General features: G+C 73.0%; 16 protein-coding genes and 1 pseudogene. 7 read left to right on the forward strand and 10 right to left on the reverse strand.

Features of this window, described 5'->3' with window-relative positions; all coding sequences use genetic code 11:
* Positions 1-83: 83 nt before the first annotated feature.
* The 9 genes and pseudogenes from ABTX81_RS01495 to ABTX81_RS01535 form a co-directional block, all read right to left on the reverse strand.
* On the reverse strand, positions 84-2,303 hold the full coding sequence (locus ABTX81_RS01495) for a DEAD/DEAH box helicase (RefSeq protein WP_350540989.1): 2,220 nt from the start codon (positions 2,301-2,303) through the stop codon (positions 84-86).
* A 14-nt stretch (positions 2,304-2,317) separates the two neighbouring features.
* Complete coding sequence (locus ABTX81_RS01500; RefSeq protein ID WP_350540869.1) at positions 2,318-4,213, reverse strand: tetratricopeptide repeat protein; 1,896 nt, start codon at positions 4,211-4,213, stop codon at positions 2,318-2,320.
* A gap of 228 nt (positions 4,214-4,441) precedes the next feature.
* Positions 4,442-6,256: a glycoside hydrolase family 15 protein gene (locus tag ABTX81_RS01505; RefSeq protein WP_350540870.1), complete on the reverse strand. Its 1,815-nt coding sequence runs from the start codon at positions 6,254-6,256 to the stop codon at positions 4,442-4,444.
* Between the two features lie 31 nt (positions 6,257-6,287).
* Complete coding sequence (locus ABTX81_RS01510) at positions 6,288-6,776, reverse strand: hypothetical protein (RefSeq protein WP_350540871.1); 489 nt, start codon at positions 6,774-6,776, stop codon at positions 6,288-6,290.
* 218 nt (positions 6,777-6,994) lie between these two features.
* Positions 6,995-7,975 carry a phosphotransferase family protein gene (locus tag ABTX81_RS01515; RefSeq protein WP_350540872.1) on the reverse strand — a complete coding sequence of 327 codons (981 nt, stop codon included), beginning with the start codon at positions 7,973-7,975 and terminating at the stop codon, positions 6,995-6,997.
* Between the two features lie 2 nt (positions 7,976-7,977).
* Positions 7,978-9,600 (reverse strand): Mur ligase domain-containing protein, encoded by a 1,623-nt coding sequence (locus ABTX81_RS01520; protein ID WP_350540873.1) that lies wholly within the window; start codon positions 9,598-9,600, stop codon positions 7,978-7,980.
* Positions 9,601-9,685: 85 nt separating this feature from the next.
* A pseudogene (locus ABTX81_RS01525) lies at positions 9,686-10,884 on the reverse strand (glutamine synthetase family protein).
* 233 nt (positions 10,885-11,117) lie between these two features.
* A complete protein-coding gene (locus ABTX81_RS01530; protein WP_350540874.1) occupies positions 11,118-12,614 on the reverse strand; it encodes an amino acid permease in 1,497 nt (498 codons plus the stop codon).
* Positions 12,615-12,664: 50 nt separating this feature from the next.
* A complete protein-coding gene (locus ABTX81_RS01535) occupies positions 12,665-13,480 on the reverse strand; it encodes a hypothetical protein (RefSeq protein WP_350540875.1) in 816 nt (271 codons plus the stop codon).
* 703 nt (positions 13,481-14,183) lie between these two features.
* Between ABTX81_RS01535 and ABTX81_RS01540 the strand changes: the two genes are divergently transcribed.
* Positions 14,184-15,563, forward strand: a complete 1,380-nt coding sequence (locus ABTX81_RS01540) for a helix-turn-helix domain-containing protein (RefSeq protein WP_350540876.1) — start codon at positions 14,184-14,186, stop codon at positions 15,561-15,563.
* Positions 15,560-16,282 carry an HAD family hydrolase gene (locus ABTX81_RS01545; RefSeq protein WP_350540877.1) on the forward strand — a complete coding sequence of 241 codons (723 nt, stop codon included), beginning with the start codon at positions 15,560-15,562 and terminating at the stop codon, positions 16,280-16,282. The genes ABTX81_RS01540 and ABTX81_RS01545 overlap by 4 nt, the downstream gene beginning before the upstream one ends.
* 141 nt (positions 16,283-16,423) lie before the next feature.
* Here the strand turns inward: ABTX81_RS01545 and ABTX81_RS01550 are convergent, their stop codons facing one another.
* The gene (locus tag ABTX81_RS01550; protein WP_350540878.1) at positions 16,424-17,749 is read right to left on the reverse strand and encodes an NsdA family TPR-like regulatory protein; all 1,326 of its coding nucleotides are present in this window, start codon (positions 17,747-17,749) and stop codon (positions 16,424-16,426) included.
* 334 nt (positions 17,750-18,083) lie between these two features.
* On the opposite strand from ABTX81_RS01550, the gene ABTX81_RS01555 reads away from it, so the two are divergent.
* The 5 genes from ABTX81_RS01555 to ABTX81_RS01575 all read left to right on the forward strand — a co-directional run.
* Positions 18,084-18,950: a 2-keto-4-pentenoate hydratase gene (locus tag ABTX81_RS01555; protein WP_350540880.1), complete on the forward strand. Its 867-nt coding sequence runs from the start codon at positions 18,084-18,086 to the stop codon at positions 18,948-18,950.
* A gap of 45 nt (positions 18,951-18,995) precedes the next feature.
* Positions 18,996-19,871, forward strand: coding sequence for an acetaldehyde dehydrogenase (locus ABTX81_RS01560; protein WP_350540881.1), 876 nt, complete (start codon positions 18,996-18,998; stop codon positions 19,869-19,871).
* Between the two features lie 14 nt (positions 19,872-19,885).
* Positions 19,886-20,884, forward strand: a complete 999-nt coding sequence (gene dmpG, locus ABTX81_RS01565; protein WP_350540882.1) for a 4-hydroxy-2-oxovalerate aldolase — start codon at positions 19,886-19,888, stop codon at positions 20,882-20,884.
* Positions 20,817-21,323 (forward strand): WhiB family transcriptional regulator, encoded by a 507-nt coding sequence (locus ABTX81_RS01570; protein ID WP_350540883.1) that lies wholly within the window; start codon positions 20,817-20,819, stop codon positions 21,321-21,323. Before dmpG ends, ABTX81_RS01570 begins: the two co-directional genes overlap by 68 nt.
* A 32-nt stretch (positions 21,324-21,355) precedes the next feature.
* Positions 21,356-22,168: DUF2637 domain-containing protein (locus tag ABTX81_RS01575; RefSeq protein ID WP_350540884.1), on the forward strand; the 813-nt coding region annotated here is incomplete at its 3' end.

Here is a 22,168-nt window from a genome sequence, read left to right on the forward strand (position 1 = left end):
TAGATAGCGGCCTGACCCGCGCGCGGGCCACCGTGAGCTCGGTGAGCATCCCCGCCGTGGTTCCGCTAAGAGGTGGGCGGATGTCATGACTGGGGGGCTCCACAGTCCTGGGGCGCGGTGCCGTCGGCCATGTTGTCGGGTTGTGGGGGAAGATCGACTCCGCACGCCGCGAGGGCGGCGGACTGCCACTGGGCGAGCGAGCCCTCACGGGCCTTCTTCCGGCAGTTCTTCAACCAGTTCCCGAGCCGGTCGCGCTCACCGCCCTTCCCCGACACCGGAACCCGCGCGTGGCCGTTCTGCGCCACGAACGCCTTCAGCAGCTTCAGGTTGTTCCGGAATCTGGCCTCCGCGACGTCGGCCACGAATCCGAGACCGGTCAGCTTCCGGCGCTGGTCCGCGCTGAGAGAGCCGAATTGCTTTCGCCTGCCGCGGACCTGCGCGCCGAGGGGCCGCTGGCCGACGGGGGTGACGTAGGTGGCCGGCACCAGGAGGTCGCCGTTCGCGGCCTTGTAGTCGGTCAGATCCTGGACGAGCTGCTCCCACTCGGCGTCCCGGGCGTCCCAGACCACGCCCAGCTCTTCGAGCCGTCGTGCGACGGCTCCGGGCAGGGAGCCCTGGCGGTGCCGGTGCCGGGCGTTGTTCAGCCAGACCCCGGTCCTCTCGCCGCTGGGGCCGATCCAGTCCCGCTCGACCCGCAGGTGCCCGTTCTTGGCACGGAAGACCCGCAGGTCCTCCAGGTGGCGCTCCCTGCGCGAGGCGGTGGACAGGATCGTCCGGGTGGTGATCGCCTCGACGAAGCCGGTGGGGATGCCGGTGCCGCTGAACGAGATCCACGCCGGCAGCAGCGACGGGGGCGCCGGGCGGGCGGTGCGGTCCTGGGGGCGGCGCATCCGGGTGAGGTGGAGGTGGAGCCGCTCGTCCAGTGCCGCCATGGCCTCGATGGTGGCGATCACGGCGTCGAAGCCGCTGTCCTTGCGCTCGGCCGCGCCTTCGGTGGCGATGGCCGGGACGATGACGGCCGCGACCTTGCGGCGGCTGCGATCGCCTCGGCGCAGCGCCCGGCCGGCGATCTGGGCGATCTCGATCCTGGAGCGGCGGGGATCGACGATGGCGACCGCGTCGGTGTCCGGGGCGTCGAATCCCTCGGTCAGGAGCCGGCAGTTGGTGAGCACCGCGAGCCCGTCGGTGCCGGCGCGGAAGCGGTCGAGGAGGCGCTGGCGGACGGAGCGGTCCTGTCGGCCGTTGACGTGCCCGGTCCACAGCGACCGCGGCCGGTGTTCGGGCGGCAGGTACTCCATCGCGTGGTGGAGGACCTGGGCGAAGGCGCGGGCGGAGGCCACCGTCGCGTGGTAGGTGATCATGCGGCTGGCGCCGTGCTCGGTCGCCGCGCGCAGGACCGAGATCGCCTTCGCCAGCACGCTCGCCTCGACGTGCATAGGGCCCACGGTCAGGAAGGTGCCCTGCTGGACGTGGTCGGTGACGGCCCGCTCGGTGGCGCCGGCGACGACCAGCGCGTAGTCGGCGAGCCGGTCGCGTTCGATCGCCTCGCCGACGGTCAGGCAGTAGGCGAGGGGGCCGAAGCGGTCGCGCCGCGCGAGGAGGCCGTCGGTGCCGATGAGGTCCTTGAGCGTGGCCGTCATGGACACCCGGCGGCGGGCCGGAACGAGCCGGTCGTCATGGATCTGGGCCCAGGTGTTGCCGTCCGCCCGGTGGAGCTCGTCGGCGATGACGAGGTCCCACGGGCCGGCCCCGTCCTGGTGGGCGGCGACCACGGTGTGCAGGCTCTGGTAGGTGCAGACGGCGGTGATCCGCCGCCCCGCCGCGATGTGGTCGGCGAGTCGCCGGGGGTCGCTGACGACGCGGGCGCGGGCACCATCGGTGCCGTGGCTGACCCCGTCGAGCACGCGTGCGTCGGAACACAGCGCGAGGACATCACCGAGGGCGTCGCGGCCAAAGGCCCACCGCCACTGCGCGAGGGTCTGGGCGACCAGGTCGAGGGTGGGCACGGCGATCAGGACGCTGCCGGTCCGCGGGTCGAGGAGTTCCTGGGCGATGGCACCCGCGGTCACGGTCTTCCCGGATCCGCAGGCCATCAGCAGGACGACCCGCGGGACCTCGGCCAGCGCCTCGCAGGCGCGGTGCACCGCCTCGTCCTGGTCCGGCCACAGCGTCAGGCCGGCGAAGGTGCGCGCACTGGTCCCGGCACTCCTGCGGGCAGAGTCCTGGTACGGGTATGCGCCGTGCGGCTCCGGCACCGGGCCGGCCGGGCGGGACGTGCCGGGCAGGTGCCGGGCGGCGGGCATGAGGGTCACCGCCGTCACCGGCCCAGCGCGAGCAGGCGCTCGTCCAGCCGCCGCAAATCGCGGGTGCTGGTGAGGTCCGCGTACTGGTTGCGGCTGGCGGTGTACCAGCCGGCGGCGTCGTCCGGCCGCCCGGCGCGTAGGGCAGCCTGGCCGAGGAATTCGGTGGTGCGGGCGGCCCAATGGCGGTGGCCGATGTCGGCGAACTCGCTCCGGGCCTGGGTGAGCACGGTGACAGCCTGGTCATGGTGGCCGGCGATGGAGCAGCCCTCGCCGAGGTAGGCGAGGGCCCTGGCGGCGTTTAGCGGGTCGGGAATCTGGAGGCCGGCGAGGTCGGTGCGGGCCTGGTGGAGGAGCGGGAGGGCGAGGTCGGTGTTGCCCTGGCGGGCGGCGGCGGAGCCGAGGAGCAGCTCGGCGAGACCGGCGCCCCGGCGGTCGTCGAGTTCACCGTAGAGGACGACGGCCTCCATGAGGTGCGCCTCGGCGTCGGCGTACCGTTCGGCGTCGTGGAGGGCCGCGCCGATGCCGGAGGTGTACTGGGCGATGCCGGCGCGGTCGCCTGCGGCCCTGGCCAGCGCGCTCGCCCGCGCGTAGTGGTCGACGGCCTCGGCGTGGCGTTCGGCAGCGACCAGGCCGAGGGCGAGGGTGGAGGACATCTCGCGGATCGCCATCGGATCGCCCCAGCGCAGCGCGGCGCGCAGCCCGGCCTCGTACACGGTGATCCACAGCGCGACGTCGCGGTGGTAATGGAACAGGGGCCACAGGTCGCCGGCGAGCGCGCATGCGGTCGCCGGGTGGTCCTGGAGGGTGGCGGCGATCATGGCCGGTCTGACGGCGGGGGTGATGGCCTCCAGCCAGGCGAGGGCCTCGTGTCGGCCGGCGAAGTGGACCGGTTCGATCGGCCAGGGCAGCGAGGGGCGGGGCAAGGCCCGGTGGTGCGGGGTGAGGAGCTGGGCGCAGGTGCGGGCGGTCTGGAGGAGGTGGGCGAGGTATCCGGAGCCCGCTTCGGCGGCGGCCGCAAGCGCCGGTGATCCGGTGCCCAGGGCGGTGCCGAGGACGGCGGGCCGCAGGGCGTAGATGTCGCCGCGGCCGGCGACGCGGTGGGAGGTGTCGAGCAGCCCGCGGGTGACCAGTTCGGTGAGGCGTTCACGGGCCTGGGTACGGGTCGTGCCGGTGGCGGCGGCGCTGGAGGCGATGTCGAGATCCGGGGCCGGGACCAGGGCGAGCCGCCGCAGGAAGACCGCGTCCAGGGGCGACAGGTAGGCGAGAGCGGAGGTGACGGCGTCGCGCACGGGATTGTCCGATCGGGTCGGCCCCGAGAGGGCGGGCTGGGGCGGTCCGGTGCGCAGGGGCCGGCCCGGTTGGAGGACGAGTTCGGCGGCGGCGAGCGCGATGGCCAGCGGCATCCCGCCGTGGGCGTCGACGAGCGCCGCCGCCGCGGCCAGGTCGCGGCGGGTGCGCTCGTCGCCGACGATCCGCGACAGCAGGGCGAGGCCGTGCTCGGCGCTCAGCGGTCCGAGACGGTGGTGAACAGCGCCGTGGGCCAGCAACGCCGGCAGCGGCTCGCGACAGGTCACCACCACCACACAGCCGGGCGCTGCGGGCACCAGCGGCAGCACCTGATCGGCGTCGGCGGCGTCCTCCAGCAGCACCAGGAGCCGCCGCGTGGCGCTCTCGCTGCGCCACAGGCCGATCAGGTCCTGCTCGCTCCAGGGCAGGGGAGCGCGCTCGCCGAGGCCGAGCGAGCGCAGAAACGAGCGCGCGATCTCGGAGGCCGGAGCCGGCCCGGTGGGCGAGCCCGCGCGCAGACGGGCCACCAGCTGGCCGTCCGGGTACCGCTCGGCCAGGCGGTGCGCCCACTTCGCGGCGAGGGCACGCTTGCCGACGCCGTCCGGGCCGGTGATCACCACCACCGGGGACGCCTCGGCCCCCCCCCGCACGGCCGAGGGCCGAATCCAGCAACGACAGGGACTCCTGCCGGTCGGTGAACACGGCGGGGACGGGTGCGAGCTGACGCGGCACCGGACTCGGCTGCGGCACCGGTCCCGGGTGAACGTGCACGCCCCCGCTGATACGTCCGGCCTGGACGGCGGCACCCACCCCGGACCCGCCGATGCTGTTGATCACCTCGCCGCCGCCCACTACGCCACCACAGCCGCGTCCGCCAGCGCCCAGTGCGCAAACGCCTGCGGGTAGTTCCCGAGCTGCCGCCGGGCGCGGGGGTCATACTCCTCAGCGAGCAGGCCGAGTTCGCTGCGCAGGGCCAGCAGCCGGTCGAACAGCTCGCGGGCCTCGGTGTGCCGGTCGAGGGCGACGAGGCTCTCGACCAGCCAGAACGAGCAGGCGAGGAAGGCGCCCTCGTGGCCGCTGAGCCCGTCGACGTTGCCGTCGGCCTCCTCGCGGGTGGAGTAGCGCAGGACGAGGCCGTCCTCGGTGAGGTCGCGCTGGACGGCCTCGATGGTGCGGATGACGCGCTTGTCGTCGGGCGGCAGGAACTCGGTCAGGGGGATGAGCAGGAGGGAGGCGTCGAGGGACCGGCCGCCGTAGTACTGGGTGAACACACCGCGCTCGGCGTCGACGCCGTGGGTGCAGACGTCGGTGTGGATCTCCTCGCGCAGCCGGGCGAGGCGCGCGAGCACGGCGGGGGCGGTGGCGGGGCGCCGTTCCAGCAGCCGCAGGGTCCGGTCCACGGCGACCCAGCACATGACCTTGGAGTGGGTGAAGTGCCGGGCGGGGCCGCGGATCTCCCAGATGCCCTCGTCGGGCTCCCGCCAGCGCCGCTCCACCTGGTCGACGAGTGCCAGGAGCAGGGCGTCGATCAGGGAGGAGGGCGGCAGACCGCAGTCCTCGGCGAGCAGCAGGGTGTCGGCGAGGTGGCCGTAGACGTCGAGCTGGAGCTGGCCGGCGGCGGCGTTGCCGGTGCGCACCGGCCGGGAGCCCTCGTAGCCGGGCAGGTGGTCCAGGAACTGCTCGTCGAGGTCGGTGCCGCCGTTGAGGCGGTAGATCGGCTGGAGGCGCTCGGGGTGCAGGGTGTCGGTGAGCCACGAGCGCCAGCCCCGGGCCTCGTCGAGGTGGCCGAGGCGTAGCAGGGTGGCGGTCGTCAGCGCGCTGTCGCGGAGCCAGACGTAGCGGTAGTCCCAGTTCCGTTCGCCGCCGATCCGTTCGGGCAGGGAGGTGGTGGGTGCGGCGACGACGCCGCCGTCCGGGTGGCACATGGCTTTGAGCACGATGGCGGAGCGGATCACCGCCTCGCGGTGCGGGCCGCGGTGGCTGCAGTCTGCCGCCCACTGCTCCCAGAACGTGAGCGTCGCCTCCAGTTCGGCGGTGGCGTCGGGGGCGATGGGCGCGGGCCGGTTGGCGGGCTTCCAAGTGAGGGTGAGCGCGACGCGCTGGCCGGCGTGGACGGCGAAGTCGGCCCGGCAGATGCCGTCGCGGTTGACGGTGTGCTGCGGGCTCTGCAGCCAGAAGGTATCCGTGCCGGAGGTCGCCGACAGCAGGGGGGCGCCGCCGTAGTTGGTGCGCTGGATCCGCGGAATGGAGGCGCCGTAGTCGGCGCGGGGCCGGAAGACGGAGGCGACACGGACCACACCCGAGACGCCCTCGACGATCCGGATGATCCGGGGGTCCGTCGCACCGCTGGTCGTGGGCGCGGGCATGAAGTCGGTGACGGCGACCGTGCCGGTGGGGGTGTCCCATTCCTGGCGCAGGACGAGGGTGTCGCCGAGGTACGCGCGGCGGTCGGCGGTCGGCGGCGGGGTGCCGTCGTAGACGGCGGGGCCCACGCGCCACAGGCCGTGCTCGTCGGTGCCGAGCAGTGACGCGAACACCGGCGGGGAGTCGAAGTCGGGCAGGCAGGCCCAGGTGATGCTGCCGTCCGGGCGGACCAGGGCGGCGGATTGGCAGTTGCCGAGGAACGCGAGGTCCTCGATCCGGAACGAGCTGGGGGAGCGGAGCATGGAAGTCCTGACTGGGCGGGGAGTTCGGCGGTCAGCCCCGGGCGGGGGCCGGGCCCGCGAGGGTGGTGAGGGCAGCGAGGGCGGCGGTGACGGTGGCGGCGAGGGTGTCCGCGACGGGAAGCCACGGCATGAGCTGCGCGAGCCGGGCGCGGGTGGCCCGCTGGGCGGCGTTCGCGGGGTCGCAGCCCACGGCCACGGCACCGCCGTACGGGCTGAACAGGTGGGCCTCGTAGCAGTCGTGGATGCGGAGGTGGCCGATCGGGCGCCAGAACAGGACGACGTCCGTGCGCCGGATGGTGCGGTCCTGCCAGCCGCCCGGCAGCCACGCGGCGTAGGGGTCGGTGGCCGGGTTGCGCGACGGCCTCGGGTTGAGAACGGTGCCGTCGAAGCCCGCGTCGATGAACAGGTCGACCGCCTCGGACTGCCAGTCCGGGCAGCCGCTCGTCTCCCCGGCGAGGAACACCGACCGACGGCCGTCCGGCTCGAACTCCTCGGGCACCTCGATGTAGCGCGGGGTCACGGGGCGCCGCCGAGGCGGGCAGCCCGGTGAGGGACGGATGGTGTGGTCATCTGATTTCCGGGGTTGAAGGGGTGCGGCCCTGGGCCCGAAACGGCCGCCATGGGTGGTGGAGCGGATGTTCAGCTGGTGAGCTGGAGGGCCCGCTGGGGACAACTAGTCCGGCATGTCGGTACGGGGCGCGCGGTCTGCCGCGGCCGGCACCGGCCCTGCGGCGGTGGTCATTTCGCGGCCTCGGCCTCGGCCTTGGCGCGGGCGGCGGGTCGCCAGTCCCACGGGAACGGTGGCAGGGGGTCGGCCAGCAGGGTGTGCAGGCGGCGGTCGGCTTCGGGCCGGAGGTCCGGCTCGGTGCGGGAGTACTCGGCGAGGTAGAGCCACGCGCTGATCGCGAAGACGGGGGTCAGCACGTCGCGGTAGGTGCGGCCGTCGTCGTGGGCGGTGACGTCCTGCCCGTAGACGGCGGTGAATTCGTCGTACTCTCCGGCTGGTGTGCCGTAGACGTCGTGGCTCCACCCGGGGGCGGCCAGGTCCCACGCCCGGGGGCCGATCGCCGTCCGCTCGAAGTCGATCAACGCCGGGCCCCGTGGAGTGACGATGCAGTTGCTCGGGGTCGCGTCGCCGTGGATCACACACAGCTCACCCCAGGACGTGGCGCGCCAGACCGCCCGGGTCTCGGCCAGCAGGCCCCGCAGACGACGGTCGTGGTCGGGGGAGAGCGTGCCGGCGGGCAGATCCCTCAGACGCCGGGACAGGGCCGTCAGGGGGTCGAACTTCGCCAGGCCCAGGCCGGCGGGTACGTCGAGTCGGTGCAGGTGCCGCAGGACGGATGCGAGGTCGGCCGGGCCGGGCGGGTGGTGGCCGAGGTCTTCGGCGAAGGTGACCTGGAGGTAGTACCGGGCGATGTGCACGAGCGGGAAGGCGCGGGTGCCGACCGGACGCGGTGCCTGGATACCGCAGCGCAGCAGCCACTGGGCGATCCGCGTCTCACGCAGGGCAGCCTCGGTCGTGGTGCCCGGGGACCATACCTTGGCGACGGCCCCGGACTTGGGCAGACGCCAGGTGTGGTGAGGGCCAGCTTGCAGAAGGACCGATCCACCTGGATCGAGGCCCTGGCGCCAGGCCGTATCGATGACCGCAGCACGGCTCTCGTCGGGGGTCACAATGCACCTTTCAGAACAGGGTTCGCGCGCTGTGCCCGGCATCGTCAGGCAGGCGGGGCGAGGGTGAGCGCGGCTGGGAACAGGGCCGGAGACGTCGGCCCGGACACCGGTGGTGACGGCGAGGTTCTCCACCAGGTGGGTAAGGGCGGGTCACAGCTCGTGCGGGATCGGTGCGTCGGGGCGCCGAGGTGGAACAGCAGGCGGGGGCCGAGCCGGGCGGCCTGGCCGGTTCCGATGACCAGGACGAGGTCGCCCTGGGCGGTCGTCTCGTAGAGCCGCTGCTCCGGCGCCGGCTCGCACGGCCCGGAGCGGATCCGGTTCACCGTGCCCTGTCCGAGGGCGTGGAGGGCGGCCTGCTCGACGGCGTCCAGCGGGTCGTGCCCGTGGTAGGAGGCCAGGGGCGTGCTGACCGGCAGCAGCACCGCGCGGTCGGCATCGCCCAGGGCCGTGCCGAGGGCCGTGCCGTGGGCCACGGTGCGGGCGATGCCGTCCGGCTCCAGGACGACGACCACCTCGCCCTCGGTCAGCATCCGGGCGGCCATGACGTCCGCAGCGACCTCACGCGGGTGCCGGGCACGGGAGTCCACGACGGTGACGCCGCACTGCGTCCCGAGCAGGGCCAGCGACCGCTCCACACCGGCGAAGCGGCCAGCGCGCTCCACGACGGCCTTGGGGTCCTCGCCGAGCACCAGGGCGGTCGCGACGGCGGCGCACGCCGCAAGCGCGTGGTGGCGGCCGACGACCGGCAGGACGACGGTGTGGTTGCGCTCCTGGTAGCGCAGGGTCGCGCGGTAGTCGTCGCCGGTCCACAGCAGCGCCATGATCCACACCGTGTCGTCCGGGTTGAGGCCGACGGTGACCACCTGCGGGCCGGGCTGGCAGGTCAGGCGCTCTCTCAGGATCCCCACGCCCGCGTCCCAGGTCGGCAGGACGACGGTCTCCGCCCGCCGGGCGAGGCGCTCGGCCGCGTTGAGGCCTTCGATGGCGTCCTCGTAGTGCGGGGCGTTCGCGTCGGTGGACAGGATCAGCGCGGCGGCGAAGCCCGGCTCGCCACGCACGACGGGCGACGCGGGGCGCTGCTGCCAGCCGGCGGGCGGGGCGGCCTCGTGGGTGGCGGTGTCCGGGCAGAAGTCGACGACGAGCCGTCCACCGCTCGCGTGCCCGGCCGCGCCCTCGCGGGCCGGGGCGGTCAGGACCCAGCTGGTCTCGCCGTCGTCGAGAACGGCCGCCAGGGCCGCCGCCGCGGTCGCGGTGCTGTGGCTGCCCGCCACCGCCACGACCGCGGGGCCGGCCTGCAAGGTGATCGCCTTGAGCGCGAGGGCCCGGCCGAGGATCGGCAGCCGCAGCAGCCGGGCGCGGTCCAGCTCCGGGTGGGATCCCACCGTCACGCCCGACCAGACCACCGCGGTGTGGTCGGTGCGCAGGTGCCCGGCATCGGACCCCACCACCACCCGGACGCCGGCCTGTCTGAGGGCGGCCACGATGGGGCTGTGCTGCTCGGACTCGGGGACGCTGCCGGTGACGTCGGCCCCGGCCCCGGCCAGCCACAGGGCCAGGCCCTCCATGCCGGGGGCGGCCACGTCGACCAAGTAGACGGCGGCCAGCAGGTCGGGCACCGTCGGCCTCGGCCGGGTGGCGGGCTGGGCTGCGGAGCGGGTGGTATCCATGAGGGTCCCTCCAACGGGGGAAGTGGACGGTGGGTTGGACCGGGCCGGCGCCGGGGAGGAGGTCGACCCGCCGCCGGCCCGGGGCTCAGGCCTGGGCGAGACCGCGCTCCACCTCGGCGTCGGTGACGCGGGCGGCGTGGTGGTCCAGGTCCATGCGGGCGACGCGGGCCAGGTGCGCGACCACCGGCTCGCCGAACAGCGCCCCGGCCAGCTGGCTGGCCTCGAACGTTCCGACGGCTTCCTCCAGGGATTGCGGTACCAGCGGCACGTCGCGGATCTCGTAGGCGTCGCCGCTGGTGGCCGGCGGGGGCTTGAGGCGGGCCTCGACGCCGTGCCGGATCCCGGCGAACACCGCCGCCAGCGCCAGGTACGGGTTGGCGTCCGCGCCCGGCAGGCGCACCTCCAGCCGCAGACTGCGGCCGTGGCCGACCACCCGCACCGCGCACGTCCGGTTGTCACGGCCCCAGGCGAGACGGGCCGGAGCGAAGGAGTGGTCGCCGAGGCGCTTGTAGCTGTTCACGTACGGCGCCCACAGCGGCGCGGCCTCGGGCAGCACGGCCAGCAGCCCGGCCACCGCCTGCTCGCCCAACTCGCCCAGCTCGGTGCCGTCCTGCGGGTCGACGGCCAGCAGTGGCCGGCCGTCGAAGTCGGCCAGCGACACATGCAGGTGCAGACCGCTGCCGACCCCGGTGGACGGAGCCGCCATGAACGACGCCGTCATCCCCTGTGCGTCCGCGACCGCCTTCGCGGCGTGCTTGAACAGCACGTGCTGCTCGCACGCCGCCACCGCCTCCCGTACGGGAAGGTCACCTCGACCTGGCCGGGCGCGCCCTCGCCCTTGACCGCCTCGACCGGCAGGCCGGCGCCCGCGAGGACCTGCCGGAGCCTGCGGCCGAACTCCCGCACCGGGCCAGGGCTGTCGAGGGCGTAGTCGCGGTTCTCCCCGACGGCGGGACGAAGCCCCCTCCAGCCGGCCGCCGCCGCGTCACGGACGGTGCCCTCGTAGAGCACGAACTCCGTCTCGATCCCCACCGCAGGCACGACGCCGTACTCGGCGAGCCGGTGCAGCTGGTCATTCAACACCGTGCCCGGAGCCAGCGGATGGGGCCACCCGCCGCCGATCGGCCCGGCGAGGACCAGCGCCGTGACAGGCAGCCACGGCAGCACCCGGGCCCGCCGCAGCTCGGGCAGCAGGGCAATGTCCCCGAACCCGGACTGCCAGGAGAACGGCCCGGATTCCGAGGGTGCCATGCCCAGGTCGGTGCCGAGCACGTACCCACACATCTCCGGGGACAGCGACCCCGACCGCAGCCGCTCCACCAGCCCGGCCGCGTCGTACTCCTTGCCCTTGAGCCGGCCCTGCACATCGACCGTCGCCAGCAGCACCGTCTCGATGGCGAGCGTGTCGACCAGGCGGTCCAGCGGCGCGGTCGGCGAGGCCACCACCGGCCTGCCGGCTGCGCGGCTCCGGGCGGTGCGCACCGTCGCCTTCGGACGACCGGTGCGCCGGCGGCCGGTCACACGACCTCCTCGGTCAGCTCGACGAGCTCGGCCGACTGCTGGACCGGCGGCGCGTACGCGCGCCCCGCCCTGAGCCACCACGCCCACGCCAGCACCATCACCACGAGGAGCGCGACGGGCGCGTAGTTGAAGGTGTCGACGGTCACCGGATAGGACTGCGGAAGGCACACCAGCACGCTCACCACCACCACCCAGCCCACCGCGATCCACCCGATCACCGGCCCGCGCCGGCCCAGGTTCCACGGCCCGGGACGGAACCGGCGTCCCCGGCGCAGCCGCAGGTAGACCGGCACCGCGTACGCCGGCGTCATGCCGACCACGTTGACCGCGGTCACCGCGCCGTACGCGGTCGTGCTGTACAGCGACGGCAACGCGAGGACCAGCGCCGCCCCCACCGACAGCCACACCCCGGCCACCGGCGTCCCCGTACGCTCCGACACCCGGCTCCACAAGCCCGAGGCGGGAAGCGCCCCGTCCCGCGCGAAGGCGAACACCATCCGGCTGCTGGCCGCCGTCTCCGCGTTGCCGCAGAAGAGCTGCGCCACGATCACCACGCCCAGGAGTACCTTGCCGCCGGTCGTCCCGAGCGCGTCGATGAAGATCTGCGCGGGCGGCACGCCGGTGCTGGTGCCGAGGACGGCGTCGTAGTCCTGGATGGAGAACAGCATGCCGGCCAGTAGGGCGGCGCCGGCGATCCAGCTCACCCAGATCGAGCGGACGATCCCGCGCGGTGCCGACACCGCCGCCCGGGTCGTCTCCTCGGACATGTGCGCGGAGGCGTCGTAGCCCGAGAAGGTGTACTGCGCCAGCAGCAGGCCGACCGCGCTCACGTAGATCGGGTTGCTCCAACCGGTGTTGTTGACGAAATGCCCGACAACCCAACTGGCCTCCTGGTGCCGACTTGGGACGATCGCCAGCGCTCCGACGATCAGCACGACCCCGCCGATGTGCCACCACACCGAGACGCTGTTGAGGAAGGCGACCCGTCGCACGTTCGGCAGGTTGAGCAGCGCGTGGAGCAGCAGGACGGCGGCGAAGATTCCGAAGAGGCCTGCAGGGGTCGGCTCGTAGCCGGACTGGAGGTTGAGGAACGCCCCGATGAAGCTGGCGGCGCCGTAGTCGATGCCGCAGATCCCGCCGATCAGCCCGAGCAGGTTGAGCCAGCCGACCAGCCAGCCCCACCGCGGGCCGCCGAGCTGGTGCGCCATGAAGTAGAGGCCCCCGCTCGTCGGGTAGGCCGAGGTCACCTCGGCGAGCGCCAGGCCGACGAAGAGCACCATCGCGCCGACGCCGATCCAGCCCCAGAACATCACCGCCGGGCCGCCGGTGTTCAGGCCGAAGGCGAACATCGTCATGCAGCCGGACAGGATGCTGATGACGGAGAAGCTGCTGGCGAAGTTGCCGAACTCGCCCATCCGGCGGACGAGCTTCGGCTCGTAGCCGAGTTGGCGAAGCCGTTCCTCGTCGGACGGCGCGGCGTGGGCAGGGGACATCGGGGTCGGCCTCCGTGTGGGGAAGAGGATGGACAGTGGGTAGGGGGGAGTCAGCCCAGAGCTGTCGCCCGGCCGGCGAGGGCCTGCTCGCGAGCGGTCAGCAGCAGCGCCTCGGCCTTGTCCGGCGAGTCGGCTACCAGGCTCCACGGCGCCCTGGACGCGAACGGGCCGAGCGCCGTGAACACCTCGACAGCCGCACTCATCCGGGCCGACGCCCACAGCGCATGGGCGAGATAGCTGAGATCGGCGACCGACCACGACCCGGGAGCCGACCCGGCCCAACTCTCGTACGCGCGCTGAGTACGAGAGAAGTGCGGCTCCCGCAGCCACTGCCGCAGCACCACCGCGTTCCGCCTCGGCTCATTGCGGTAGTGCTCGACCGACAGGTACAACGGCAACGCGGCCAGCGGCGACCCAGCCGGCGCCGTCGACGAAACGACGTTCACGAAGTCGGCCGCCGCCGGCCGCCAGACCTGCTGCCAGTAGCGCAGCATCCGGTGGTGGGCCTCCCGGTTGCCGGGATCGCGCCGCAACGCCTCGCGGAGCAGCCCCCACGGGCCCGGCGGAAGCATCGGGTCCAATGACGGCTGCCGATGCTCAGCGAAGGCCTTGGAGCGGTCCAGCACGGCCAGAGCGAGGAGACACACCCACGGCACAGGGTCCGAGGGCACGGCCTCGGCAGCAGCCCAGCACGACTCGCGTGCCGCCCGCTCCAGGCGGCGAGCCTGCGGGGAGCAGGCCTCGGCCGCGGTCAAGGCGTGCTCGACCGCGACCCGAGTGCGAAGGACGGCCAGCCCCGGGTCCTCCGGGTCCTCGCGCCCCCAGTCGGCGAGCACGGTGGACCGGGCGGCCACGAGCGCCAGCACCTGCGTACGAGACGTGCGGCGCCCCCAGTCTTCGCCCGTTACCGCAAGTAACCGGCCGGTCGACCACCAGCGCCCCGCCCGCAGATCGTCCACCGCAGCCCGCAACGCACCGTCCAGGCCAGCAGGGTGATACAGCGGCCGGGTAGATGCGGTGATCCTGGGGCCGCCCCTCCCGGCACTGGCACGCTGCTCCGCGCCAGCCGCCCGCGACTCGCCGTCGTGCCGTACCAATCGGCTCGGTTGCGGAGCTGATGCGGTGTTCAACGGCCTACCTCCCTCGTGGCGGATATGCTCCGCAGACTTGCTGGCCGCCCGTGCCACCACTCGCGATCGGGTGGTCGGTGGAAGCGGTCGATGCCGGCGTTGCAGCAGGAACGGGCCCGACGAGCTGGCATGTCGGGGTGCCGACAAATGTGATCGCTTTCGGCCACGGCAACTGCCTGCCGCAGTAAGGTGCCTGAGGGTGCTCGACGGCGACCATTCGCGTAGTCATATTCGCGCTGAAATATGATCATGGCGGTCGCCTGCGGGAGACCGGGCTCCCGCGGACGGGAGGGGTGGAATGGGGGCACGGCAGTGCGAACGATGCGGATGTGCGCTCAGCCGGTACAACGACAGCGGCAGTGCTTGCGGCCCATGTGCGCGGACGGTCGTTGACCAGACATCTGTCGCCGTTCCCACATGGGCGTGGCGCGATGAGGTGGTGCGCGACAGCCTCGCTGAGCTGGACTTCGGCAGGCTGAGCAAGCGCCTCCGGGAGATCGTGCCGCTTCGCCAGGACGACCTCGCAGGGATCACCGGGCTGACCCAGGGCTACCTTTCTCGACTTGAGGCCGGGCGGGTCCAGCTGACCCACATCGACAGGATCGTTGAGTACCTCGATTCGGTCGGTGCCCCTGCTGACCTCGTGAGGCTCCCCCTTCGAGCGGCTACCGCAACAGGGCCATTCAGCGACGCGAGTCCACCTCCCTCCCCTGACGGCATTGCCGGGCCGTGGACGGCGAGCCGTATGGTGGCGGCATTGCACGACGTGATGCGAGGGGAGCACGCCACCATGCGTCCGAGCCGCCGCCGATTCCTCGGCCTCACCGGCACTGCCCTCTCCGCCTACATCCATCAGTGGGGGATCGCGGACGTCGAACCCGTCGTACGGGCTCTCGGCGGCGCACGGGTGGCTCCTGGACTCGTTGCGAGCTTCCAGGGGACGATCGACAGCCTTCGCACGATGGACGCGAGCTCCGGCAGCGCCCTCGTCGCAGGGCTGGCACGTGCCCATCTCGGCCTGGTTCACGAGACGTTGAAGTCCGCCAACTACGACGAGAAGACTGGTCGGGGCCTGGCCGGCATTGCTGCCGACACCGCCACCCAGCTCGGGTGGTTCCACTTCGACGCCGGGCACCACGAACTGGCTCAACGAGCTCTCCTGGCGGCCCTACGAGCTGCCCACGCCTCCGGCGATCCCCGCTATGGCGCCGGCGCCCTGTCCTACCTGGCCATCCAGAGCTACTCGGTCGGAAACCCGCGCGACGCCGTGACCGCGATGCAGGCCGCCCGGGAGAAGATCCGTACCCTCCGCGCCTCCCACCTGGAGGCCATGCTTCTGACCCGCCAAGCGCGCGGGCACGCCAAGCTGGGGGAGCAGCAGGCATGTCGGCGCGCACTCGGCCGGGCCGCGGAACTCGCCGATTACGGCCCGGCCGAACAGGACCCCGGCTGGCTGTACTGGATGAACCGCGGGGAGATCCTCGGCCAGACCGCCAGCTGCTATCTCCAACTCGGCGAACACAAGGCGGCGGCAGACCACTTCGGGCGGGCCGCCTCCACGCTGAACCCGGCGGATCTGCGCACCCGAGCGCTGTTCGCATCGAGAGCCGCCTCCGCCCACTTCCTTGCCGGGGACCGGGAAGACGGCTTCGAAGCCGCCGAGACGGCGCTCACCTTGGCCACGAACGTCCAGTCGACCAGGCTGAAGGAGCACTTGGAGCAGACCGTGGAGCACCTGCTGGCCATCCCGGACCCGCGGTCGAGCGAGCTGGTAGAACGATCACGACAAGTGATCGCGACCAAGGAGTTGTCAGCGTGACCAGCGCCGTGCTCGTTCTGTGGGACGTCGACCGCACCCTGGTGTATGTCGGCGAGACCGACCGCGCCGTCTACGGCGAGGCGTTCCGCCGGGTCGTCGGCCGCGACGCGACGAAGCTGCCAGCGAGGGGCACCGGCCGCACGATGCCCCTCGCGGTAAGGGAACTGCTCGCGGCCAACGACGTCGACCACCAGGACGCCGAGCTGTTCGCGGAGCAGATCATCGACCTGCTGCCCCGGCTTCTCGCCGAGCGGGCCGAGGAACTGCGCACCGATGGCCGGCTCATGCCCGGCGCCCCTGCCGCCCTCGAAGCAGTCCACTCCGATCCTGACCTTGTGCCCACCGTGGTCACCGGCAATCTGCGGCAGAGCGCTGAGATCAAGCTTCGTGCCTTCGGCCTCGACCAGTACGTCGATCTGGCCATCGGTGGCTTCGCCTCCGACGACTCACACCGTCCGGCCTTGGTCCAGATCGCCCAGCGCCGCGCGGCGGACCGCTGTGGGACATCCTTCAACCGGTCGAACACGGTCATCATCGGGGACTCGCTCGAGGACGTCCGGACCGGAGCTGAGGGCGGGGCCGGCGTGATCGCAGTCGCCTCTGGCACGACCTCAGCAGAGCTACTTGCCACTGCCGGGGCGGACACTGTCCTCGACAGCCTGCTCGACCCTCAGGCGGTGCTCGGCGCCGTCGCCGAGCTTACGGGCCGCCGCCAGTAGTCAGACCCTGGAACTGGGCGTCGGTGCACTACCACACGGGCGCCGCGCGGCCTGGACTCCGCAACGCTGCTCGCCGCTGACGCTCCACGGCCTGGCACCCTCAGGCTTCTCGGATCGGCATGTCGGACGGGACGTATCGCCTCATACGGCCGCCAGACGGACCAGCAGTTCAGGGACGCCCTCGACCTGCCGGTGCGGGCGGAACGCCGGGGCCAGCTCCTTGGCCTGGATGGCGCAGCGCTGTGCGCCGATGCGAGTGGCGACGTCGAGAGCCGCACCCGTCGTCTTCAGGGCCTGCTCCACCTCCCGGGCCATCAGCAGGCCCCGGGCCTGGGACAGCTGGAAGACCGCCCTGGTCTTCGCCCGAGCTTCAGGGAGCAGGCCGATGCCCTCGTCGATGCGGCCGAGCGCCTCGGTGGCCCGGCCGAGGTCGAGCAGGCACTGTCCGGAGTCGACAGCGAGGTCGGCCGGCCCCATCCACACGCACCAGGCCGGGGCCGGGTCGGGGGTGTCGGTCAGCAGGGCTGTCTCGGCGGAGGCGAGGTCGCGGTGGCAGGCGTTCGGGTCGCCGAGGGCGGCGTGGCCGCGGGCGCGGCGCAGGTACAGCAGCGAGCGGGCCGTGGGATGGGCGGCGCGGGAGAGGGCTTGGGTGAGGGGTGCGATGGCGTCGCCGGGGCGGTTCTGCCAGATGGCCTGGTAGGCGAAGTCGGAGAGGATGCCGGCGCCCAGGTCTCGGTCGCGGCCGGCGTGGGCGTTAACCAATGCGGCGTTCCACAGTTGTCCGGCCAGGTGGTGCTCGCCCTGGTCGAACCGGTACCAGCCGCACGTGACGGCCAGCGACGCGGCGAGCCGGTGTAGGCGCAGGCCCGTGGTGGAGCTGTAGTTGCCCTCATCGATCAGGTCGGTGACCGTGGCGAGCTGGGCGTCCATCAGCCGGGCGGTGCGCTGGCGCTGTTCGGTCGGCAGGGCGTTGAGGGTCCGACTGGTCTCCTCGAGCCAGTCGAGCAGCGGGCCGTCGACGCGCTTGCCGTCGAGGGCGGCGTCGAGGCGTTCGGGCTCGAGTTCCGCCCACTGGGCGGCGAGGCCGGCGAGCGCGAAGGCGCCGAAGGCCATGAAGGTGCGGCGGCGGGGGTCCATGGCGGCTCTCAGGGCGTTTCGGAGGGAGGTGACGGTGTGGCCCGCGGCCACCGGGAACGGTTCATGGCGGCCCGGTAGCCAGTGCGGCCAGCCGAACTGTGCGACCTCCTCGTACGGGACGCCGAAGACATCGGCGAGCAGCAGCTGGCTCTCCAAGTGCGGAGTCTTGCGTCCGTTCTCCCATCGGCTGACCGCGCTCTTGTCCGCACCGGTCCGCAGCCCTTGCGGGCGTCTGGCCGCGGCCCGCCGCAGCTGTTCCACGAGGTCGCTCTGCGACCAGCCTTTCTGTGCCCGCGCGTAGGCGAGGGGGTGCGTGATCAGCTCTGCCACGGGTCCAACTCCATCACCGCCAGTGGCCGGGAGCCTATCGTGCGGGCGGGCGGGACAACCCCGGGACAACAGACAACCGCTGGCCCACGCAAGCGAATTGGAGTGGAATCGACGTCCCGCGGTCAGTTCCCGGGCGTGAACGGCCAGGCTCGTACAACGCGCCGGTCGGTTCCGTTCACCTGACCGTGACGGGCCGAGACGGTGATGCCCCCGGACGCCCCTGGGTCGTCCGGGGCGGGGACGATGGCAGCCACGTGGTCGGCCCCGTCGGCCGACGCCTCCGGCCGGGCATGGCCGAGTCGGCCCGAGCTTGACCCACCTGAGAGGAACCGAGATGGCAGCGGAACACTGCGGGCACGCGATGACGCCGGGCCCGGGCCGGGAAGGCCCACCGGCGTCGGTCGCGCCGGACCACGAGCCCGCGGCGGCATCGTGGCTGCTCGAGGAAGTCCGGCGGCTCGAACAGGCTGCGGCGGATGCCCGGCCGCTGCCGCGTCTGACCCGGCGGCGCGACGGGGTGTCGCTGGCCCAGGCGTACTCGCTTCAGCAGCACTGGGCCGACCACCGCCTGCGCGCCGGCGACACCGCCGTCGGCTACAAGGTCGGCCTGACCAGCCCGGCGATGCAGCGGCAGTTCGGCATCGACGAGCCCGACTCCGGCATCCTGCTGGCGTCCGCGCAGCTGCCCTCGGACGGGTTCGTTCCCTGCGCCGGCCTGATAGCGCCTCGGGTCGAAGGCGAGTTCGCCTTCCGCCTCGGCGCCGGTCTGACCGGCGTCGGCATCGGGGAGAACGACGTCCGTGCGGCGATCGACGGAGCGTGCCTGGCGCTGGAGGTCATCGACAGCCGCTACGACCTGGAGGGCATCACGCTCGTGGACAGCGTGGCCGACAACGCGGCGTGCGCCCGCTTCGTCCTCGGCGAGTTCGCGGCGGTGCCCGACTGGGACCTGCGCCACGAGGTACTGACCGTTCAGGCCGGCGGCACCGACGTCGCCGCGGGCGACGGCCGGCAGGTGCTGGGCGACCCGATCCGCTCGATCCTGTGGCTGGTGCGGAGCCTGGCCGGGCGGGGCACGGGACTGCGGGCCGGCGACATCGTCCTGACGGGCGCCGTCCACGCCAGCCTTCCGCTCCACCCGGGCCTCGCTGTCCAGGCGAGCTCGCCCTCCCTCCCGCCGGTCCGCGTCCAAGCCGTGTGACCGCATCAGCACCGTGCCCACCCAACCCAGACCACAGGAGCTGCCATGCATCCACCCCCGCTCCGCGCGGCCGTGATCGGCCCCGGACTGCTCGGCCTCGACCTCGCCGAGCGCCTCACCCGATCATCCTCGCTGGTGTGCGCCCTCGTCGCGGGCCGGCACAGCAGCGCCGGTCTGCGACGCGCCGAGCGCCTCGGCTGCGCCGTTTCCACCGGCGGGATCGACGCGGTGACCGGCAGCGGCGTGGACATCGTCTTCGACGCGTCGAGCGCCGCGGCGCACCCGCGGCACCGAGCGGAGCTTGCCGCTGCCGGCATCCTGCTCGTCGACCTCACCCCGGCCGGAGACGGCACGATCGCCGCGCCCACCGTCAACGGCGACGTCGCCCGAAGCCGGCTGCACCTGAGCCTGGCCAGCTGCGGAGCCCAGGCCGCCGCGCCGGTCCTGGCCGCCGCCGCCCGGCACTGCACGCCCCACTACGTCGAGGTCGTCACCACCGCCGCGGCCGCGAGCGTCGGCCCGGCCGGGCGCCGCGACCTCGATGAGTACATCGCCACGACCGGCGCTGCCGTGCGCCAGTTCACCGGCGCACCGCGGGTGAAGGTGCTCACCAGCCTCAGCCCCGCTCTGCCGGCCCTCGCGTTCCGCGTCCAGGCCACCCTGCTCGCCGCCGACGATGACCCGGACGCCCTGCGGGAGGCCGTGAAGACGGCGGCCGCGGTCGTGCGCGACTCCCTCGTGCCCGGCTACCGGCTCGCCGACTGCGCGGTCACCGGCGGCCGGATCACACTCACCGTCGACGTCAGCGCCACCGGCGGCCGCCTCCCCGCCTACGCCGGGAACGTCGAGATCATCAACGCGTCCGCAGTGGCCCTGGCCGAACGCCACGCCGCCGCACGGACCCTGCGAGGCACCCCGTGACCACAACCGCTCACGTGATCCTGCACGATGCGACCTTGCGCGACGGCCAGCACTCGGTCGGGCACCGCCTCGACGCCGGCCAACTGCGCGCCTACGCCGAGGCCGCCAACGCCGCCCGCGTCCCCCTGGTCGAGGTCGGCCACGGCAACGGCCTGGGCGGCTCGTCCCTGCAGATCGGCCAGGCCCTGCTGGAGGACCGCGCCATGATCGAAGCGGTCCGCGACGTCCTCACCCACAGCCGCCTGGGCGTGTTCGTCGCCCCCGGCTGGGGTACCGGCCACGACATCCGGGACGCCGTCCGCGCCGGCGCCGACGTGGTACGGGTCGCCGCGCACTGCACCCTCGGCGACACGACCGAACGCCACCTCGCCCTGGTGCGCGATCTCGGCGCCGAGGCGCAGGCCGTGCTGCTGATGAGCCACATGGCCGACCCCGGCCGCCTCGCCGAGGAGTGCGCCCGCATGGTCGCCTTCGGCGCGCAGGCCGTCGGCATCATGGACTCCGCCGGCCACTACACCATGCGCGACGTCACCGAACGGATCGGGACGATCGCCGCAGCGGTCGACGTGCCCGTGATCTTCCACGGCCACAACAACCTCGCCCTGGCGGTGGCCAACTCCCTGGCCGCCGTCCAGGCCGGGGCGAGCGTCATCGACGCCTGCGCCCGCGGGTTCGGCGCCGGAGCCGGCAACACCCAGCTCGAAGCGCTCGTGCCGGTGCTGGAACGCGAAGGTCACACCACTGGCGTGGACCTGCACGCGGTGCTGCGCGCCGCCGACACCGCCGAGGCCCGCCTCCTGGAAAACGGCGCGCCGACGACGGACTCCGCCGGCATCATGTCCGGCCTGGCCGGGGTGTTCTCCGCATTCCGGCTGCCGGTGCTGCGCGCCGCCGCTGAAGCGGGCGTCGACCCGCTGGCCGTCTTCACCGAACTCGGCCGCCGCGGTGCCGTCGCCGGCCAGGAGGACCTCATCCCCGAGGTCGTCCGCCACCTCGCGAAGGCGGCCGCGTGATGGCCGCCGACCTCCGCACCGGCGAGGTGACTGCCTGCAGTGCCCAGTGCGCCGCGAGTGCCTGACCGACGCCATCGAGTGCGGAGTCCAGGACGGCATCCGCGGAGGCCGAACCGAAGAACAGCTCCGCCAGATCGTTGCCTTCAGGGAAGGCCGACAGGTCGACCTCGACCGGGTGCGCGCCACCCTCCTCTGCACCCACCGGCCGCGGCTGACCGAGGCCGAAAAGAAGGCCGTGGTCCGCGTCGCCATCGGCGCCGGGATTCCGCGCGACACCTGGGCCGCCCTGCTGAGCATCGGCTACAAGGCCGCCACCGCGCGCCAACGCCAGGCCCGTACACAGCTAGACGTCATCCCGGCGTCCATGCGACGCGAGGAGATCGCCCTCACCGAGGAACTGCGTGCCACCGCGGTGTTCACCCTGGCGGTGGCCGCGTGACCCCAGATCGCCCCAAGGTCTCCCGATGGGACATGGCCGCCATCGCGGCACTCGGCGCGACCGGCTTCGGGCTCTCGTACGACGCTCTCCAGCAGATGGCCGAGGCGATCCACGTCCGAGGAAACCTGAGCTACGCGTGGCCGGTTGTCGTCGACGGGTTCATCGCCTACGGAGTACGCGCTCTCGTCCTGCTGCGCGAAGCGCCCTGGACCGCCCGCGCCTACGCCTGGAGCCTGTTCGCCGGCGCCACCGGCACCAGCGTCTGGGCCAACGCCCTGCACGCGATCCGCCTCAACGAGCAGACGGCCGGCACCCTCGATGGATTGCACCTCGGAGACCTCGCCGTCGGAAGCTTGAGCACGATCGCCCCGATCGCGCTCGCCGGCGCGGTCCATCTCGGCATCATCGTCACCCGCCACGAGACAGCCCAGGACAACCTGGGCGACGGCCTCCAAACCACCGACCCGGCCTCGGGCACCGTCCTGCTGAGCCGAGACGCGGTGTCCGACCGCGTGCCCTCGCTCGACACGCGGATGGTGGCTGACCGAGAAGCCCTCACCCTCACCACATCCCGTATAAGCAGAGCAGAACTCACGGACGGCATCCAGGCGGAGGACCGGAGGAGCGTGGACGAGAAGTTGGCCACCTACCGTCGGGGCTCGCGTTGGCGAGCCCGGTTTACTGCACGGATTCTGCGCCGGAGCCAGGAGGGTGGTGGTCCGGGCGAGGGTGGTCCGTCGGTTCGGTCCGGTGGTCCGGGCGAGGGTGGTCCGTCGGTTCGGTCCGGTGGTCCGGGCGAGGGTGGTCCGTCGGTTCGGTCCGGTGGTCCGGGCGAGGGTGGTCCG

This window comes from Kitasatospora sp. NPDC097605, assembly GCF_040302725.1.
In the GTDB taxonomy this organism is placed as follows: domain Bacteria; phylum Actinomycetota; class Actinomycetes; order Streptomycetales; family Streptomycetaceae; genus Kitasatospora.

Excerpts from the sequence above, each read along its gene's own strand:
- ABTX81_RS01505 (WP_350540870.1), bottom strand. The coding sequence starts at position 6,256 with ATGCTCCGCTCCCCCAGCTCGTTCCGGATCGAGGACCTCGCGTTCCTC.
- ABTX81_RS01515 (WP_350540872.1), bottom strand. The coding sequence starts at position 7,975 with ATGCCGGGCACAGCGCGCGAACCCTGTTCTGAAAGGTGCATTGTGACC.
- ABTX81_RS01520 (WP_350540873.1), bottom strand. The coding sequence starts at position 9,600 with ATGGATACCACCCGCTCCGCAGCCCAGCCCGCCACCCGGCCGAGGCCG.
- ABTX81_RS01530 (WP_350540874.1), bottom strand. The coding sequence starts at position 12,614 with ATGTCCCCTGCCCACGCCGCGCCGTCCGACGAGGAACGGCTTCGCCAA.
- ABTX81_RS01560 (WP_350540881.1), top strand. The coding sequence starts at position 18,996 with ATGCATCCACCCCCGCTCCGCGCGGCCGTGATCGGCCCCGGACTGCTC.
- ABTX81_RS01495 (WP_350540989.1), bottom strand. The coding sequence starts at position 2,303 with ATGCCCGCCGCCCGGCACCTGCCCGGCACGTCCCGCCCGGCCGGCCCG.
- ABTX81_RS01555 (WP_350540880.1), top strand. The coding sequence starts at position 18,084 with ATGGCAGCGGAACACTGCGGGCACGCGATGACGCCGGGCCCGGGCCGG.